We start from the raw sequence: 19,135 nt of genomic DNA on the forward strand, positions 1-19,135 counted from the left end.
TATTTGTTTTAGATTATCTTTTAGAGTTGTAGGCAAGAATTGTTTTCCAGGCATGGACTGAGGACTCTCCGACGTGGCATCAGCATCGACATTTTCGCGTAGTGTCCGCGAGAAGAGCACACGGAAAAAGATGCTGTTCGGAGCTTCAGCGGGAGTATCGCTTGCGCTGATCTACTTTATCGACTCGGCATCCTTCTGGATTGCGTTGCCTCTGACGATCATTCTGCTTCTGGTTGCCGAGCGAAACCACAATCTGACAATGATTCACATTCGCGAGAGCAAGCTTCTCGAACTCTCCCAACGCTTCAAGCTCGCGATGGATTCGTCCAATATTGGCCTTTGGGAACTGAATGGTGACGACGCATGCTACCTTGATGGGCGGGCCGCGGGACTGCATGGTTATCCAACGACGGAGAACGAATTTTCTCTATCACGATGGCTGGAAGCGGTCGTTCCGGAAGACCGAATAAAGATCACGGACTTTCTGACCCACTGCACTCAGGGAGAGGAGACCCACTCCGAAGTCTACCGCGTCCAATTGCGCTCTGGCGAACTACGCTATCTGCGAGCGGCAGGCTCAAACTACAGCACAGCGGATGGCGCGCGTCACACGAGCGGGATCATCTGGGATGTGACCTCGGACATGCAGGTGGCGGAGACACTAAAGAACTCAGTTTATAGTAGTCACGTGAAGAACGCCGAACTCGAGCTTGCGCTTCAGGAACTGTCTTCCCGTGAACACGATCTCATGGAACTGTCGCGGCGGCTCGACTTCGCGCTCCAATCCTACAATTGCGGCATATGGGAAGCCAATCTCTCGACCGACCATTCCTATTGGGACCGCCGTATGCACCAGCTCTATGGGCTGGACTATACAACCGGCTATACGGATCGAGCGACGTGGCTGAACTGTCTTCATCCAGATGACCGGGATAAGGCGTCTGCGGACGCCGATCGATGCGCGGCCAACAACGAACCCTTCTCCAGCATTCAGCGCGTGCTGCTTCAAGACGAAGAGGTGCGCTACGTTCGCTCCGTGGGCAGCATCCATATTGACCGGGATGGACTTCGCAAGGTCATCGGTATTGCTTTCGACATCACCGCAGATGTGCGCCTTGCCGACGAGCTGAAGGCCGCAAAGGAAGAGGCCGAAGCACGCAATGCGGAGCTGATCGAGGCGAAGTCACACATCGAACACAACGCGCTGCACGATCCACTGACCGGGCTCGCAAACCGGCGAAAGCTGGATCTGGAGTTGGACTATCTGACGTCTTCACCTGTCGCGGCTGGCCGGGCACGTTTTGCCATCCTCCACCTCGATCTCGACCGCTTCAAACAGATCAATGACACGCTGGGGCACGCTGCAGGCGACGCAACACTTGCCAGGGCAGCAGAACTCCTTCGCCTCAATGTCGGCGATGCCGGCGTCATCGCCCGTATTGGCGGGGACGAGTTCGTCATCCTCGTCTCCCAGGTGACGGACAAGTACATCGTCACGTCCATAGCGTCGAATATCATCGCGGCTTTCCAGCATCCCTTCGATTTTCAGGGGTTTACTTGCCGATGCGGCGTCTCGATCGGCATCGCCTTTGGCGACGCCCAGGACAATGATGCGCGCAAGATCCTCATCAACGCCGACCTTGCACTCTACCGTGCCAAAGCCATGGGCCGGAACCGCTACGAGTTCTTCACGCAAAATCTTCAAGCCGAGATCGTCAATCACAAGCGCACCGCCGATGAGATCCTGGCGGGGTTGGAAAAGGGTGAATTCGAAACCTGGTACCAACCGCAACTCTGCGCCAAAACCGGCGAGATCGCCGGCATGGAAGCGCTGGTCCGCTGGCGTCACCCGACACGCGGACTGCTGACGCCGGACAAGTTCCTGGGTATCGCAGAAGAGCTGGATGTCGTTCAGGCGCTCGACCGTCTGACGTTGCAGAGCGCCCTTCAAGACAGACGGCTATGGAGCCTGAAGGGGCTGGAAATCCCGCGCGTGTCTGTCAACGTTTCAATCCGTCGCCTGCACGACGCGCAGTTGCTCGAAAGCCTCCACCAGCTTTACATCATGCCTGGCGAAGTCGTCTTCGAACTGGTCGAATCCATCTTTCTCGACGATAGCGACGAGCAGGTGGTTCAAAATCTCGACCAGGTCAAAGAGCTCGGCATCGACATCGAGATCGATGATTTCGGCACCGGACATACCTCGCTCATCAGCCTGTTGCGCCTCAAGCCGAAGCGCCTCAAGATCGACCGTCAGCTCGTCATGCCAATCCTCGGTTCGCCGCAGGAACGGGCGCTGGTCCGCTCCATCATAGACATTGCCCGCTCGCTTGGTGTCGAGACCGTGGCTGAAGGCGTGGAAACGATGGAACATGCCGCTATGCTGAAAGACATGGGTTGCGATATCCTGCAAGGCTATGCCTTCGCCGCACCTCTACCGGCTCAAGAATTTTCAGCCTATGCCATGCAACAGGAACTGCGTCGCGTGTCCTGATGCAGGCGGCCCTATTCCGATCAAAGAAAGGCTTTTGCCTTCCAGGTATTTTCCACTAAGGAGATGACCGCGCATTTTTGTAAATTTCGCGTCTCTCTATAGGAAACGCTGCCTGGTCTGGTTTTATTGTCATGTCGCATAACACGTTCGGTCACCTCTTCCGCGTTTCAACCTGGGGCGAAAGCCACGGTCCGGCGCTGGGCTGCGTGGTGGATGGCTGCCCTCCCGGCATTCGCTTCACGCTAGCCGAAGTGCAAGCCTGGATGGACAAGCGCAAGCCTGGCCAGAGCCGCTTCGTCACGCAAAGACGCGAAGATGACATCGTCAAGGTCCTTTCCGGCGTGATGCTGGATGAGGATGGCCAGACCATGATCACCACCGGCACGCCGGTTTCCATGCTGATCGAAAACACCGACCAGCGTTCCAAGGATTACGGCGAGATCGCCAAGCGCTACCGTCCAGGCCACGCAGATTTCACCTATGATCTCAAATACGGCATTCGCGACTATCGCGGCGGCGGGCGCTCCTCTGCGCGCGAGACCGCGGCACGTGTCGCGGCCGGCGCCCTTGCCCGCAAAGTGGTGCCTGGAATGACCGTTCGTGCAGCACTCGTGCAAATCGGCAAGCACAAGATCAACCGCGACAACTGGGATTGGGCACAGGTTAACGAGAACCCGTTCTTCTGCCCGGACCCTGACATGGTGCCGATCTGGGAAGACTATCTCGATACAATCCGCAAAGCGGGCTCTTCCATCGGTGCTGTGGTGGAAGTGGTTGCCGAGGGCGTTCCGGCAGGCATCGGTGCGCCGATCTATGCCAAGCTCGATCAGGATATCGCCTCCAATCTGATGTCGATCAACGCCGTCAAGGGTGTCGAGATCGGCGAAGGTTTTGCGTCTGCGGAACTCAGCGGCGAGGAAAATGCCGACGAGATGCGCATGGGCAATGACGGCCAGCCGTTCTTCCTGTCGAACCACGCGGGCGGCATTCTGGGCGGCATTGCGACAGGTCAGCCGATCGTTGCACGCTTTGCCATCAAGCCCACCTCTTCGATCCTCACCGAACGCCAGTCCATCGATGCCGATGGCAATAATGTCGATGTCCGCACCAAGGGCCGTCACGATCCCTGCGTCGGCATTCGCGCCGTTCCGATCGGGGAAGCGATGGTTGCCTGCACTGTGGCCGACCATTACCTGCGCGACCGCGGCCAGACCGGCAGACTGAAATAAACAGGAGAAACAGCATGGCATACGATCAGAAACGCGTCGTTGAAGCGATCCGCGCCTTCGAGGCAGGCGAGATCGTTGTGGTCATGGATGATGACGGGCGCGAGAACGAAGGCGATCTCATCGTTGCCGCGGTGCATTGCACCGGTGAAAAGATGGCCTTCATCGTACGCCACACCTCCGGCATCGTCTGCGCCCCCATGCCGCGCGAGGAAGCCAAGAGGCTAAACCTCAACGCCATGGTTTCCGAAAACGACAGCGCCCATACGACTGCCTTTACGGTCTCGGTCGATTTCAAGCACGGGACCACGACAGGCATTTCGGCGGATGATCGCACCCTGACGGTGCGCAATCTTGCCAACCCCAATGTCGGCCCCGCGGACTTCACCCGTCCCGGCCACATCTTCCCGCTGGTGTCACGCGAAGGCGGGGTGCTGATGCGCTCCGGTCACACGGAAGCAGCTGTCGATCTCTGCAAGCTTGCCGGACTGCCGCCAATCGGCGTCATCTGCGAACTCGTCAATGACGATGGCAGCGTCATGCGCGGTCCGCAGGTTTCGAGCTTTGCCGAAACCCACGGTCTCAAGCAGGTCTCGGTTGCCGACCTGATCGCCTATCGCCAGCGCAAGGAAACGTTGGTGGAGATGGAAAGTCAGGTCACCATCGACACGCCTTTCGGTCCGGCCAAGGCGCAGACCTATTCTCTGCCCTGGGATCCGATGCAGCATATGGCGGTGATCTTCGGCGATATTCGCGATGGCGTCGATATTCCGGTCCGCCTGCATCCGGAGAATGTGGCCGACGATATTTTCGGCAGCAAGCAGCCGGTGCGCCATTACATGCAGAAGATTGCCGAAGAAGGCCGCGGCGTCATCGTTTACCTTCGCGAGGGCTCGGTCGGAGTTGGCAAGGTCGAGGGTCGGCGCAAGTCGCGTGATGCGGACGAATCGCACGAACAGGCCCGTTCTCGCGAAGAAGAATGGCTGGAAATCGGGCTTGGCGCGCAGATCCTGAAAGACCTCGGCATCAGCTCCATCAAGCTCTTGACCACGCGCGAACGCCACTATGTCGGCCTGGAAGGTTTCGGCATCAAGATTGCTTCGACGGAGCTTTGCTAATTGCAAAACCGGCAGGCGCGGTATCGTCCGGGCCTGCCAGCCAGCCATCGAGATACCGAACACTCTCCACGCCGGTGAATTTTGCCAGCCGATTCAACTCGGCATCCAGCTTTTCCAACCGACCGGATGACGGTCGCACGCCCTTTTCGAGCCAGAGCCGTCTGACGTCGAGCGAACCGTTCTTGCGCTCGGCCTTCATGTCGATGCGTCCGATCATGCGATCGCCTTCGAGAAGCGGGAAGACATAGTAGCCATATTGGCGCTTCGGCTCCGGCACGAAGACTTCGATACGATAGAAGAAGCCGAAAAGGCGTTCGGTACGGGCGCGGTTGCGCAACAGCGGATCGAAGGGGCTGAGAACCCGGACCCGCTGCGGCGGCTCGAGTGACGCCTCCGCCTCCATCTCGTCTGCGAAACTCGAAAAGGCATAGGACGCGCGCTCCTTCGCGCCATTGGCAGAGATCAGCGAAACCTCGACCAATTCGTCCCGGTGAGACATCACCCAGCCCTTCGCCTCATTCGGCGTTACCAGATCGAAGAAAGCGGAAATCTCTCCCGATGTCGCAAAGCCCAGACGGGATAGCGCCTCACGGCAGGCCCAATCGATGAACCCTTCATGACTGACGTCCCGATCGTAATGCTCCTTCAGAATGACGCGTTCTGAGAGATCGTAGACCTTCTGAAAGTTCACACGGCGGGCAATCGAAAGCCTGCCAGTGTGCCACATATATTCAAGCGCCGTCTTGGACGGATGCCAGTTCCACCAGCCACCGGATTGATGATCCTCTGCCTTCATGTCGCGCGACATGACGGCACCGTTTTCGGCAATGTGCCGGTAGGTTTCCTCGAAGGCGGAATCGAACCCCTCCCCGTGCCATTTGCGCCAGCGCTCCTGCATGATCGGCTCGCGGCGACGGAATCGGTGTTTCCAATAGGGATAAAAGGCTGTCGGAACGATCGACGCGTCATGCGTCCAGTGCTCGAAAAGCGTTCGGTCTTTTTCCAGGAGCGCGGTCAGATGCTCCCGCTTGTAGGTCTGGTTTCTGGAGAAGATGATCTGGTGATGGGCTCGCTCTACCGTGGCGATGCTATCCACCTGCACGAAGCCCAGCGTCGTAATAAGTTGGAGCAATCCATCCTTCGACAGCGCCCTGTTCGGTGGTGCCGAAAGCCCCTGTCTCGCCAGGAAAATACGCCGTGCTGCTTCGTTGGAAACCAGAATCGCCATGCCCTGAACTCTAGGAGTCTCCCGCCACGAAATCAATGTTCTTTTTTTGTTCTTGATTTCGCCGGGGCGTCTTTATGTTTATAGAAGCGCAACGGACGATAAGGGAAACGGCGTGGACATTCAGTTCCAGAATGCAGGTGTGACCTTCGAGGGGCGAACAGCGCTTGCGCCACTCGATCTTTCGCTATCGGAGCGACGCATTGGCGTGATCGGCCTGAATGGCTCGGGCAAGACCACCTTCGCCCGATTGATCAACGGCCTTACCAAGCCCAGCACCGGCAGGGTCATCGTCAATGGGCTTGATACGATCAAGGATGCCGATGCTGTCTTGAAACAGGTGGGCTTTGTCTTCCAGAACCCGCAAAACCAGATCATCCTGCCGATCATCCGCGACGATATTGCCTTCGGGCTGAAGAACCGCGGCGTCGGCAAAATCGCTGTCGATGCGGCTGTGGCGGCAACCTTGCAACGCTTCGGCATCGCCCATCTTTCAGATCGCCGTGCCCATGAATTATCGGGTGGCGAGTTGCAGCTTGCGGCGCTTGCGGCGCTGTCCATCACCGGCCCAAACATCCTGATCCTGGACGAGCCGACGAACCAGCTTGATCTGAAGAACCGCGCGGTGGTGGAGCGGACCATCCTCGACCTGGAGCAGGATGTGCTTGTTATTACCCATGACCTGCCCCTGCTTGAGACGTTCGACCGCGTTCTGCTCTTTCATCAGGCTACGCTTGTTCTGGATGGCGAACCGGAAGAGGTGATTGCCCGGTACCGGGAGATCGCGCTCTCATGAGAAGCCTTTACGCCGAGGGAACGGGCTGGCTCTACAGGCTTTCGCCCCGCGTGAAGCTGTTGACGCTCGCAGCCTTCAGCGCTGGCCTGTTCCTCACGCGTGATCCGTTGATCCTTTGCATAGCGGTCATTCTGGCAGGCTTCATTCTCTGGCAGGCGCAACTGGGGTTGCGCGAAACGCTCTCCCGCCTTCGCCCGGTCTTTCTGACGATCGCGATCATCGCCACGTTCAGCTTTCTGCTGATCCCTGCGATGGATGCCGCCGTCACGCTTTTGAGGTTGAGCGCTCTGACATTGCTGGCGACCGCCGTAACCGCAAGTGTGAGCATCTCGCAATTCATGGACGAGATCACACATGCCCTTCGCCCACTTGAGAAGCTCGGCCTGGCAAAGGCAGCCGATGTGGGCCTCGCGGTTGGCCTTGTGGTTCGCTTCGTCCCCGAGATCGTCAGCCGATATCACACGTTAAGCGATGCACACCGCGCACGCGGCAGCCGTGTGAAGCTCAAAAGCATACTCGTCCCACTCATCATAATGACGTTGAAGGATGCCGACGCGATTGCGGATGCCATTGACGCGCGCGGCTTCAGAGGTCAAACCTCACTCAGACAAAAGGGAGACGCCCAATGACCACCCGTGACCTGGTTTTGATATCGCTGTTTTCAGCCATCATCATTGCGCTTGGCCTGTTGCCGCCCATTACACTCGGCATCATTCCGGTTCCCATCACGGCCCAGTCGCTGGGCGTCATGCTGGCCGGCGTCGTCCTTGGCGCAAAGCGAGGCACGCTTGCCGTGCTGCTGACAATCCTGATTGCGGCGATCGGCCTTCCGGTGCTGTCCGGCGGCAGAGGTGGCCTTTCGATCTTCACCACCCCGACCACGGGCTATCTGATTGGTTGGATCGCCGCCGCTTTCGTGACCGGCACCCTTTCCGAGCGCTTCGTCAAAGCGGGCCAGCCCGCACTAACGCAAGGCATTGGCTTTTTCCTCGCCAGTGTCGCTGGTGGCGTCGTCGTTCTTTATGCCTTCGGCATCACTTATCTCGCTTTCGCAACCGGTATCGGTTTCAGCAAAGCGTTCATCGGCTCCATGGCCTTCATTCCGGGTGACCTGATCAAGGCCGTCTTGGCAGCCCTTGCCGGGCGCGCGGTCATGGCTGGCTATCCGTTGCTGCCGCAGCGGACATAATCCAAACCTTCACGCGTTTCAGGAGTAAGCGACCAATGGCCACACGGCTTTACGAGCATCCGATCTTCCTGGAACACATTACCCCGGAGGGGCATCCCGAGCGACCGGACCGGCTGCGCTCGCTGAACATCGCGCTTGAACATCCGAATTTCGAGCGACTGGTTCGGAAGCAAGCCCCGCAGGCCAACGAAGATGCGGTGCTTCTCGCCCATCCGGAAAGCCATCTTCTCTCCGTGATGCGCCAAATTCCGGAAGAGGAAGGTGAGATTAACCGCATCGAGGCGGATACCTATGCCTCGCCGAAAAGCCTGCAAGCGGCGCTGACCGGGATTGGTGCCGCAATGGCCGCCGTGGATGACGTGTTCAAGGGCGAGGCTGACAATGTCTTCGTTGCGAGCCGCCCACCCGGCCACCACGCGGAAACCGAAAAGGCGATGGGCTTTTGTCTTTTCAACAACGCGGCGATTGCGGCCCGTCACGCGCAAAAGGTTCATGGTGCGGAGCGCGTGGCCATCGTGGATTGGGACGTTCACCACGGCAACGGCACGCAGGATATCTTCTGGAACGACGCGTCGGTGCTCTTCTGTTCCACCCACCAGATGCCGCTTTATCCCTGGAGCGGCGACAAAAACGAAACCGGCGTGAAGAACAACGTGGTCAATGCGCCGCTCTCGCCCAACACGGGAAGCGACCATTTCCGCGAGGCGTTCAAATCCAGGGTTCTGCCTGCCATTGCCGATTTCTCGCCTGACCTCATTATTATCTCCGCCGGTTTCGATGCCCATCACCGCGATCCACTCGCCCAGATCAATCTGGTGGGCGAGGATTTCGATTGGGCAACGGGGCGAATTCTGGAGATGGCGGATAAATATGCCGGCAACCGGGTCGTCAGTCTGCTGGAAGGCGGTTATGATCTGGAAGGGCTGGCGGAATCGGCAGCCATGCATGTCTTGAGAATGATGAAGGGTTGAAGATGACGGAAAATGCCAACACAGCCGATGTCAGCGGTTATTCTTTCGAAAAGGCCGTCGCCGAGCTGGAAAGCATTGTTGCCCGCCTGGAACGCGGCGATGTCGCCCTGGACGAATCCATTGCCATTTACGAGCGCGGCGAAGCCCTGAAAAAGCACTGCGAAGCACTTCTGACAACCGCCGAAAAGCGCATCGAAAAGATCCGTCTGGATCGTGCGGGCAAACCCCAGGGCGTCGAGCCGCTGGACGGCGAATGATGCCCACGGTTTGAGGACCTCGCTGAAAACCTTCGCCATACGCTTTTAAGGCCGACTGACGGCTGTTGACGATAGCGGGTAAACACACACCACCACACGCAGCATTTATCAGACAACACTCACACACGGTACCAAATCGTGTTAGTCTGCGGATCGATCACCGTGGAGGAGCAATCCATGTCGTTTTTCCCAGGCAATGATCCCGCCGCCGGCGATGCCTTCGCGTGTGATGCCATCGAGAACCTGATCGTTCCCCGCGCAAGCGACATTGGCGGCTTTTCCGTGCGGCGCGCCTTGCCGACGCGCGACCGCCGTTTGGTAGGCCCCTTCATCTTCTTCGACAGGATGGGACCGGCGATCCTGAAGGCTGGAGAAGCACTCGACGTCAAGCCGCATCCGCATATCGGGCTTTCTACCGTCACGTATCTCTTTGATGGCGAAATCAAGCATCGCGATAGTCTGGGGACGGAAGTCGTCGTTCGACCAGGCGATATCAACCTGATGACGGCCGGTCGCGGCATCGTGCATTCGGAGCGCACACCGGAAAACCTGCGCGGGCATCCCCTGTCCATGTCGGGTTTGCAGACGTGGCTCGCGCTGCCGGACGACAAGGAGGAGATCGCTCCTGACTTCTCTCACACCGAACGCGAGGCCATGCCGCTGATCGACATTGCTGGTGCAACCGGACGTGTTGTCATTGGGGATTTTGCGGGCCTTCGCTCGCCGGTGAAAACATTCACCGACACGCTCTACGCCGATCTTTTGCTTACGCCTGGCGCAAAATTCCCATTCCCTGCCGATCACGAGGAACGGGCAATCTATATTCTCTCTGGTTCTCTTGAGGTTGCCGGCGATGTGTTTGCCGCGGATCAGTTGCTGGCTTTTCGCGCCGGCGACGACATCACGCTGAAGGGTGGCGTCGATGGTTGTCACATCATGCTCTTCGGAGGTGCCGCGTTGAATTCACGGCGTTATATCTGGTGGAATTTCGTTTCGTCATCAAAAGAACGCATAGAGCAGGCCAAGGAAGAGTGGAGAACAGGGCGTTTCGACATCGTCCCGGGGGACGAAGAGGAGTTTGTGCCTTTGCCCAAAGGTTGAAATCCGTTAGAGCGCCGTGTGTTCTTTCTGACGCACAAAGGATGCTCTAATCTTTTGAACCTACGCATCTTGCTTTTCCGAAAATCGATTTCGATTTTTGGGCCGATGCTGTAGAACGGGAACATGCTTGCCGAAGGCTGCGCCCTCCCCATTTTGAGGGTGCGTTTTAAAGAAAACACGAAGGCCGAACGATTGACCGGAATGCCAGACACACCATTGCTTGACCGGGTGAAATTCCCATCCGATCTGAAAGCAGTCGAGGACCGCGACCTGCCGCAACTGGCGAGGGAATTGCGCGACGAGATGATCGATGCGGTCTCCAAGACTGGTGGCCATCTTGGTGCTGGCCTTGGTGTCGTGGAACTGACGATCGCCATTCACAAGGTATTCAACACCCCGGACGACCGCTTGATCTTCGACGTCGGCCATCAGTGTTATCCGCACAAGATCCTGACCGGCCGTCGCGATCGCATTCGCACGCTGCGCCAGGAAGGCGGCCTTTCCGGCTTCACCCGCCGTGCCGAAAGCGAGTATGACGATTTTGGCGCTGGCCATTCCTCCACCTCGATTTCTGCCGGCCTTGGCATGGCGGTTGCGGCAGAACTTGACGGCAGCGACCGCAAGGTGATTGCGATTATCGGCGATGGCTCCATGTCAGCCGGCATGGCTTTCGAAGCCCTCAACAATGCCGGCGCGCTGGATGCACGGCTGATCGTGATCCTCAACGACAACGACATGTCGATCGCGCCGCCGACGGGGGCCATGAGTGCGTATCTGGCGCGCCTTGCATCCGGCCGCACCTATATGGGCTTCCGCGACTTCGGCAAGAAGCTGACGGCCTATCTCGGCAAGACCATCGATCGCGCCATCACCCGCGCCGTGACCCATGCGCGCGGCTACGTGACGGGCGGTACGCTCTTCGAGGAGCTGGGTTTCTACCATATCGGTCCGATCGACGGCCATTCCTTCGACCATCTTCTGCCTGTGCTGCGCAATGTCCGCGACAACCAGAAGGGTCCAGTGCTGATCCATGTCGTGACGCAGAAGGGCAAGGGCTATGCCCCGGCTGAAGCTGCTGCCGACAAGTATCATGGCGTCAACAAGTTCGATGTCATCACCGGCACGCAGGCCAAAGCAAAGCCGAACGCGCCAAGCTATACCAGCGTCTTCGCCGAAGCGCTGGTGCAGGAAGCAAAGCTCGACGACAAGATCGTCGGCGTGACAGCTGCCATGCCAAGCGGCACAGGGCTCGATAAGCTCGCAGAGCTGTTCCCAAAGCGCACCTTCGATGTCGGCATTGCCGAGCAACATGCCGTAACCTTTGCCGCAGGACTTGCCGCGGAAGGCTACAAGCCTTTCTGCGCGCTCTACTCCACCTTCCTGCAACGCGGTTACGACCAGTTGGTGCATGACGTGGCGTTGCAGGGTCTGCCGGTACGCTTTCCGATTGATCGCGCCGGCTTCGTAGGTGCCGATGGCCCAACCCATGCGGGTTCTTTCGATACCACGTTCCTTGCCACCCTCCCCGGCATGGTGGTCATGGCTGCTTCCGACGAAGCGGAGTTGAAGCACATGGTGCGCACCGCCGCCGCCTATGACGAGGGCCCAATCTCCTTCCGCTATCCGCGCGGAGAAGGTGTGGGCATCGACATGCCGGCCCGTGGCGAAATCCTCGAAATCGGCAAAGGCCGCGTCGTCAAGGAAGGCTCGAAGATCGCGCTGCTCTCCTTCGGCACGCGTCTCGCCGAATGCCTGGCGGCCGCCGAAGATCTGGATGCGGCAGGGCTTTCCACCACCGTGGCCGATGCACGCTTTGCCAAACCGCTCGATCTCGACCTCATCCGCCAGCTGACGAGCCACCATGAGGTTCTCGTGACCATCGAAGAAGGTTCTTCCGGTGGCTTCGGCGCGCAGGTGCTCCAGTTCATGGCAGGATCCGGTCTTCTGGATACTGGCATCAAGGTTCGCACGCTGACCCTGCCCGACCAGTGGGTCGAACAGGCAAAGCCTGAAACCATGTATGCGGAAGCTGGCCTCGACCGTGCCGGCATCATCAAGACTGTTTTTCAGGCTCTCGGCCAGAAACAGGTCGGCGTCGGTGTCGCAGGATAAGCTTCTGCTTCGAAAATGGAAAAGCCGCGGGAGCGATCCTGCGGCTTTTGTTTGTCTGGTTGGCTGATCGAGCTCAGTTCCCTGGCTTCTGCCACAGACGGCGATCATAGGGGATAGGCGCGTAGTCGTGGAGTTGGGCGAGCTTCTTGAGGTAGCGGTTACGATAGCTCTGCTCATCCTCGAACTCGATATTCTCGAGCACGGCTTCCGCACCCACTTCGTAGTAGAGATCGAGATTGGTGAGATCTGGAACCGGCGTCTCGCCGCGCTCGCACTCGCCCTGCATCTGCCAGAAGAGCTCCTCAAGACGCCGCGCCAAGGCGGGGATGTCGCGCAGGACACATGTGTCGCGCTGTCGCGCGATCGACTCTCGAACTGCCAAAAGGCTCTTGCGGTCTCGCTCGAAGGCTACAGCGCGCGCGACATAATCCTCCGGGGAAGAACAAATCATTTCCGGCACGCCGGCTGCTTTAACGATGCTAGCGCAGAAACGCGCAGCAAAGGTTTTGCCCGGCATGGTGAGGACCGGAAGACCGGATGTGATCGCGTCGGAAGCCGTGGAATGCGCACCGTAAGGGAACGTGTCGAGAAAGAGATCTGCCACGCCGATGCGAGCGATATGATGCGGGTTCGGAACCTTGGGGGCAAAGATGAGCCGATCAGCCGAGATCCCTCTTTGTTCAGCAAGCTCGCGCAGACGCTGGTTGGCCGTCTCATCCCCCGCCAGAAGCCACAGCAGGCTGCCGGGCGTCTCGGACAGGATCGTCATCCAACGCGCAAAGCAGGTCTCCGTGATCTTCTGCATTCCGTTGAAGCTCGCATAGACAAAGGCGTCCTCCGGCAAGCCGACGTCAGCACGGCTTGGCCGCGCGGCGATGGGACGTTTACGGTCGAGCGGCTGGTCGCAGGCGATGCGAAGCACCTTTTCCGAATAGTATATCTCGTTCTCCGGTGGGATCATGTAACCGTCGGAAATCAAATACTGGTGGAATGGGCTTCCCATCGATCCGGGATAGCCGCAGAAACTGACGATGACTGGCGCAGGGCGGTAGGAAAAGATCTTCGCGCGCGCGTCTTTGGTGTAGCCATTGACGTCGATCAGAATGTCAATCTCGTCGGAAATGATCAGCGACGCTGCCCCTGCATCGTCAAGATCTTGAATATCCCGCCACGTGTCAACCACAGCCTTCATCCGCGCTTGTGTGCTGTCGGTGGTACGGATTTGACCGCAGTAATAGGCAAAGACTTCGACGCTGCCCTTGTCGTGCAGTTCCAGAACCTCGCAGAGCGCGAAGCCAACGGCATGATCGCGCAGATCAGACGACAGGTAACCGATGCGCAACCGCTGACCGGTGCCGGATTTTTGTTTCGGTTTTCTGCGCGGGAAGCGCGTGAGGTCGGGGCGGCCGACCAATGTCTTGCTGTACCGATAGGCCTTCGCGAGCTGGAACATCGGATCGTCGGCATAACAGCTGAGTGTCAGCGAGGACATGGCGTCGAGCATCTTGCGGGCGGGCACGTATGTCGAGGGCTCGAGGACGGGCCATTTACACTGGCGCTGACGCAAGGATATCCAGTGCTGCCCTGATTCGAGCGCGTCCGGCCGAAGCTCAAATGCTTGACGCAATGTGCTTTCCGCCTCGTCCAGCCTGTCTGTGCCTTCCAGAACACGACCAATGTTCTGCAAGGCCATATGCCGATTGCCAACCGCTTCAGCATCGACGTTTTTTGCTGCCTGAGCGTAGCGCGACCACTGCTCTACCGCGTGGCCGATCATCCCTGCATCCTCCAGCACACGCCCGAGATTGATGTAGGCTGGAGCAAAGTCCGGATCGGCCTTGATGGACGCGCGGAAAGCCTGAACGGCACCTGCACGATCGCCGAGTTTGTTCAGCGTGACCGCGTAATTGAAATAGGCCATGTGAATGACAGGATTACCGTCGTTGAAGGCGACCCAGGTCTTATAGAGCTCTGCCGCCGCAGCCTGCTGGCCGGCCGCATTCAGGGCTTCCGCTATGCTCATCAAATCGAGCAGGCTCAAACGTTGATGCCGTGCCAGATCAAGAGCGGACGGGGCGACGAGATCGTTCGAAGATGTGACGGGACTGACGGTCATGGCATCCTGCGACAGAGCGGAAAGGGCTAGGAATAGCTGATCTTCAGCTACTCTAGATAACTTGCCTGTGGCTGGATGTATTTTTACCGCCTGTGTTGCTTGGGTTGCTTGCGACCAATGCTTCTAGTGGCACGGTTACTTGGTGTTTGTCCCCCATCGCAGCGACGGAGATATTCTTACACGTGCGGTCGGTATTGTCGGCTGTGAAGATCGTGGTGATTGGGAACTGATACGGACGTACTGACGTCGCGGGGTTGGTCTGCACGCGACGGACGAACATCTCTTGCCTTGTAAAGCAGGTCGTCCGAGAGCTCCTCTGCCTGCTGCAGAATCGCAAAATGCCGACGTCACGGCGGCGGCTCGTAGCATATGTTCATTCTGAGCTGGAGATCGACGACGCGGCTCTTGGCCGCGTCGTAAGCTATTGGGTCAGGGCGTCATCTGCACTTGCCGACGCCCCATATCGTCACGTCCTGGTTTCGAGATATCAAAGATTGATCTCGATTTGGGACAAGTGCCAGGTCTTAGACCCCGTTATAGGCCTTGATGACTGCTTCGACCTGAGCGTCGCTCATTGCCTGCAGTTGCTGTGCCGTGATGCCACGAGCCGTCGACGTGCTCAAGCCAGAGATGGCTGCCGTGGACAGACCGGAAACAGCCTTGGCACTGAGTGCGGTGATCTCACCCGTGGTGAACAGGCCGAGCTCCGTGCTATTCAGCGTACCAACCTGAGCGGCGGTGAGGCCAGCAACCTGCGTGGAGGTCAGCGCCTGGATCTGGTCGGTCGACATCGCTGCGAACTGCGTCGTGGTCAGGGCTGCTGCCTGTGTCGCGCTCAGGTTTGCGATGTTGCCCGTGGTCAACTTGCTGGCAGAGATACCGGCGAGTGCGTTAGCAGTAATTGCCTTGACCTCATCACTGGAGAACGTGTTGAGAGCATCGGACGTCAGGGCGTTCAGCTGCGTCGAAGACATTACTGCGATCTGCGCCTTTATCAGTGCCGCTGCATTCGTGCTGCTAAAGTTTGTCAGAGCTGCGGCGGTGAGGCCAGAGAGTGCCTGAGTGCTGATGGAAGCGATCTCACCGGTTGTGAAAAGACCCAGTTCTGCACTGTTGAGCGTGGCGACCTGCCCCGAGGTAAGACCTGCAATCTGATCAGACGTCAATGCTTGGATCTGATCAGTCGATAGAGCTGCAAACTGCGTGGTGGAAAGCGATCCAACCTGAGCCTTGGTGAGAGCCGCGACGTTGCCGGTGCTGAGCTTGGTGACATCAAGACCGGAAAGCCCCTTAGCGCTGATTGCCTTGATCTCATCGGAAGAGAAAGTGGCGAGAGCGCCGGACGACAGAGCGTTCAGCTGCGTCGAAGACAGGACTGCGACCTGCGCCTTGGTCAGTGCCGCAGCACTTCCTGTGCTAAGATTGGTCAGAGCTGCAGCGGAGAGGCCAGCAAGCCCCTGAGTGCCGATGGAAGCGATCTCACCGGTGCTGAAAAGAGCCAGTTCCGCGCTGTTCAGTGTCCCGACCTGTGCAGAGCTGAGACCCGCAATCTGATCGGAGGTCAGCGCCTGGATTTGATCGGTGGACAGAGCTGCAAACTGCGTGGTGGAAAGCGATCCAACCTGGGCTTTCGTCAGCGCCGCGACGTTGCCGGTGCTCAGCTTTGTGACATCAAGACCGGAAAGTCCCTTGGCGCTGATTGCCTTGACCTCATCGGAAGAGAAGGTAGCGAGGGCACCGGACGACAGAGCGTTCAGCTGCGTCGAAGACAGGACTGCCACCTGCGCCTTGGCCAACGCTGCGGCGCTTGCAGTTGTGAGATTGTCTAGAGCCGCCGAAGAAAGGCCGGAAAGTGCTTGCGTGGTAAGCGCTGCGATCTCACCGGTGGTGAAGAGGGCCAACTCTGCGCTGTTGAGCGTGGCGACCTGACCTGAGCTTAGACCAGTAATCTGATCGGAGGTTAGCGCCTGGATCTGGTTGGTCGACAGAGCAGCGAATTGTGTTGTGGAGAGCGATCCAACCTGAGCTTTGGTCAGAGCAGCAACGTTGCCGGTGCTCAGCTTGGTGGCATCGAGGCCGGACAATGCTTTAGCGCTGATTGCCTTGATTTCATCGGAGGAGAAGGTCGCGAGAGCGTCAGACGACAGAGCGTTCAGCTGCGTCGAGGAGAGTGTTGCAACCTGCGCCTTGGTTAGCGCTGCTGCGTTTGTGCTGCTGAAGTTTGTCAGAGCCGCAGCAGTGAGGCCGGACAGTGCCTGAGTGCTGATGGAAGCGATCTCACCGGTGGTGAAAAGACCCAGTTCCGCACTGTTGAGCGTCGCGACCTGGCCCGAGGTGAGACCTGCAATCTGATCGGACGTCAGCGCCTGGACCTGGTCGGTGGACAGAGCTGCAAACTGTGTGGTGGAAAGCGATCCAACCTGGGCTTTCGTCAGCGCCGCGACGTTGCCGGTGCTGAGCTTGGTGACATCAAGACCGGAAAGCCCATTAGCGCTGATTGCCTTGATCTCATCGGAAGAGAAAGTGGCGAGAGCGCCGGACGACAGAGCGTTCAGCTGCGTCGAAGACAGGACTGCGACCTGCGCCTTGGTCAGTGCCGCAGCACTTCCTGTGCTGAGGTTGGTCAGAGCTGTAGTGGAGAGGCCAGCAAGCCCCTGAGTGCCGATGGAAGAAATCTCACCGGTGGTGAAAAGAGCCAGTTCCGCGCTGTTGAGCGTCGCGACCTGTGCCGAGCTGAGGCCAGCAATCTGATCGGAGGTCAGCGCCTGGATCTGATCGGTGGACAGAGCTGCGAACTGTGTTGTGGAAAGCGATCCAACCTGAGCCTTGGTGAGAGCCGCGACGTTGCCGGTGCTGAGCTTGGTGGCATCAAGACCGGACAGTGCCTTAGCGTTGATTGCCTTGATCTCGTCGGAAGAGAAGGTCGCAAGAGCACCGGACGACAGAGCGTTCAGCTGCGTCGAAGACAGGACTGCCACCTGCGCCTTGGTCAGTGCAGCGGCGCTTGCTGTGCCGAGGTTGGTCAGAGCCGCTGCAGAAAGTCCTGCAATAGCCTGAGTGCTGATGGCCGCGATCTCATCGGTGCTGAAGAGAGCCAATTCTGCGCTGTTGAGTGTCGCGACCTGAGCCGAGCTCATGCTCGCGATCTGGGTGGCGTTCAGCGCCTGGATCTGGCTGGTCGACAATCCTTCGATCTGACTTGTGTTAAGTGCAACAACCTGGGCTGCGCTAAAGCCAGTGACTTGGGCGGTGCTCAGCGCTCCTAGCTGGCTCAGCGTAAGCCCCTTGACGGCGGGCGCAGAAATGGCGCGGACGTCATCGGAGCTGAGAAGGGCAACATTGGCAGTCGTGAGCGATCCGACTTGAGCGGAGCTCAGCGCCTTGATCTTGGTGGCGTCGAGCGCATTCACGTCTTCCGAGGTCAAGCTCGCGATCGTCGATGTGGAAAGCTTTGAGATCTGCGTAGCAGACAAGGATGAGATAATGGAGGTCATGAACGTGTCCCTTACCGAATGGCGACTGGTCGCGCCTATCTGCCGCCTGACACTGTCCCCACCGACAGCAATCCGACACGCGCAAATAAAGCGAAATTGTTGAGAACATGGCTCATGTGAACCTGCGTAGGAACCGCATCATGCAATTCGAGCTGGAGAAGCTCGGATTTTCCACGCTAGCTATTGCGAATGCCGCGAATAAATATTGCCGCTTGAATAACTGACTATAGATATTTCGTAGCAGGCAAATCTTTAAAACCGGGTTAACGCTCCGTGCCATCGTGGACACTTATTCTTCAATTTCATGTATTTTTTAGAGAAATTAGAGGGATATAATGTACCAAATTTTTTGAAGATTCGAATCAACTACAGGTTAAAAACATAGATTATGCGCTTTATCTAAAAAGTATTGGTCGCTTTCACCCACTATATTTCAGATCAAGAAGCGCAAAAATCCAGTAATATTCGCGTCACAAGAAAAGAAAGGCAATTTTTAATCTGATGTTTTTGATCAGGGCAGCGCCGACGTCTTGGCTGAATGGGATAGTGAATAGTGACAGAAACTGGTCATTTTTTTCTTCTTCCTCGAAGATAGCGAATGAATAGGTCCCGCCAGCGCGGCAAGTTGCAAGTTTAACCATGTGACAAAGCGCAAATTACGGGCCATCTTTATAGCGCTACTCTGCGTTTTCGGCGTGAAAGCATCATGCAGCCCGCGTTTCGAGCGTCGTGGAGAGTATCGTTTTTACCTGGCGGTCTAGTAATTGTTCGCGCATCGGCTCCATAGAGCAATTGCGCCACGGCAATGATGATACTCTTCACTCGGCAAGAGAGTACGGACACGCGCAGCGACCATTCGCTGTCACCGAGTGCGCAATTCTCCGACGTGCAAGCACTGCCAAGTGCAAGACGACGTCTGAAGGCTCGGACGCTATTTGCCTAAGAGGCGGAGGCACCCTTGCTCCGTCACAAAGACGCAAACAGGAGAGGCTTGGAAAGACATGCCGCAGAGACTGCGGATAGTATCGTCTTGAGC

13 protein-coding genes are annotated in these 19,135 nt (G+C 57.9%); 10 read left to right on the top strand and 3 right to left on the bottom strand.

Translation table 11 applies throughout. The features are described 5' to 3' along the window. Window positions 1-130 precede the first annotated feature (130 nt). The 3 genes from AC07U5_RS11405 (at window position 131) to ribB (ending at window position 4,838) form a co-directional block, all read left to right on the top strand. The gene (locus tag AC07U5_RS11405; RefSeq protein ID WP_494723046.1) at window positions 131-2,494 is read left to right on the top strand and encodes an EAL domain-containing protein; all 2,364 of its coding nucleotides are present in this window, start codon (window positions 131-133) and stop codon (window positions 2,492-2,494) included. Window positions 2,495-2,625: 131 nt separating this feature from the next. After that, window positions 2,626-3,723 carry a chorismate synthase gene (gene aroC, locus AC07U5_RS11410; RefSeq protein WP_494723047.1) on the top strand — a complete coding sequence of 366 codons (1,098 nt, stop codon included), beginning with the start codon at window positions 2,626-2,628 and terminating at the stop codon, window positions 3,721-3,723. 14 nt (window positions 3,724-3,737) lie between these two features. Continuing rightward, window positions 3,738-4,838 (top strand): 3,4-dihydroxy-2-butanone-4-phosphate synthase, encoded by a 1,101-nt coding sequence (gene ribB, locus AC07U5_RS11415; protein WP_062425907.1) that lies wholly within the window; start codon window positions 3,738-3,740, stop codon window positions 4,836-4,838. On the opposite strand, the gene AC07U5_RS11420 is transcribed toward ribB, so the two are convergent. After that, the gene (locus tag AC07U5_RS11420; protein ID WP_494723048.1) at window positions 4,810-6,066 is read right to left on the bottom strand and encodes a winged helix-turn-helix domain-containing protein; all 1,257 of its coding nucleotides are present in this window, start codon (window positions 6,064-6,066) and stop codon (window positions 4,810-4,812) included. The genes ribB and AC07U5_RS11420 overlap by 29 nt on opposite strands. A 112-nt stretch (window positions 6,067-6,178) precedes the next feature. Here AC07U5_RS11420 and AC07U5_RS11425 point away from each other — a divergent pair, with 112 nt between their 5' ends. The 7 genes from AC07U5_RS11425 (at window position 6,179) to dxs (ending at window position 12,489) form a co-directional block, all read left to right on the top strand. Continuing rightward, window positions 6,179-6,859: an energy-coupling factor ABC transporter ATP-binding protein gene (locus AC07U5_RS11425; protein ID WP_494723049.1), complete on the top strand. Its 681-nt coding sequence runs from the start codon at window positions 6,179-6,181 to the stop codon at window positions 6,857-6,859. After that, window positions 6,856-7,488: an energy-coupling factor transporter transmembrane component T family protein gene (locus tag AC07U5_RS11430; RefSeq protein WP_494723050.1), complete on the top strand. Its 633-nt coding sequence runs from the start codon at window positions 6,856-6,858 to the stop codon at window positions 7,486-7,488. The genes AC07U5_RS11425 and AC07U5_RS11430 overlap by 4 nt, the downstream gene beginning before the upstream one ends. After that, the gene (locus AC07U5_RS11435) at window positions 7,485-8,048 is read left to right on the top strand and encodes a biotin transporter BioY (RefSeq protein WP_113271976.1); all 564 of its coding nucleotides are present in this window, start codon (window positions 7,485-7,487) and stop codon (window positions 8,046-8,048) included. The genes AC07U5_RS11430 and AC07U5_RS11435 overlap by 4 nt, the downstream gene beginning before the upstream one ends. Window positions 8,049-8,083: 35 nt before the next feature. After that, a complete protein-coding gene (locus tag AC07U5_RS11440; protein WP_440598438.1) occupies window positions 8,084-9,019 on the top strand; it encodes a histone deacetylase family protein in 936 nt (311 codons plus the stop codon). A gap of 2 nt (window positions 9,020-9,021) precedes the next feature. Next, on the top strand, window positions 9,022-9,276 hold the full coding sequence (locus tag AC07U5_RS11445; RefSeq protein ID WP_037171757.1) for an exodeoxyribonuclease VII small subunit: 255 nt from the start codon (window positions 9,022-9,024) through the stop codon (window positions 9,274-9,276). Window positions 9,277-9,453: 177 nt separating this feature from the next. Next, entirely contained in the window at window positions 9,454-10,377 is a 924-nt protein-coding gene (locus tag AC07U5_RS11450) for a pirin family protein (RefSeq protein ID WP_494723051.1), read from the top strand. A gap of 192 nt (window positions 10,378-10,569) precedes the next feature. Beyond that, window positions 10,570-12,489: a 1-deoxy-D-xylulose-5-phosphate synthase gene (gene dxs / locus AC07U5_RS11455; RefSeq protein ID WP_494723052.1), complete on the top strand. Its 1,920-nt coding sequence runs from the start codon at window positions 10,570-10,572 to the stop codon at window positions 12,487-12,489. Between the two features lie 73 nt (window positions 12,490-12,562). Here the strand turns inward: dxs and AC07U5_RS11460 are convergent, their stop codons facing one another. Both AC07U5_RS11460 and AC07U5_RS11465 read right to left on the bottom strand, forming a co-directional pair. Next, on the bottom strand, window positions 12,563-14,605 hold the full coding sequence (locus AC07U5_RS11460; RefSeq protein WP_494723053.1) for an O-linked N-acetylglucosamine transferase, SPINDLY family protein: 2,043 nt from the start codon (window positions 14,603-14,605) through the stop codon (window positions 12,563-12,565). 524 nt (window positions 14,606-15,129) lie between these two features. Continuing rightward, entirely contained in the window at window positions 15,130-18,099 is a 2,970-nt protein-coding gene (locus AC07U5_RS11465; protein WP_494723054.1) for a beta strand repeat-containing protein, read from the bottom strand. Window positions 18,100-19,135 lie beyond the last annotated feature (1,036 nt).

The sequence above is a fragment of the Agrobacterium sp. GW821-FHT02D03 genome (genome assembly GCF_059421725.1).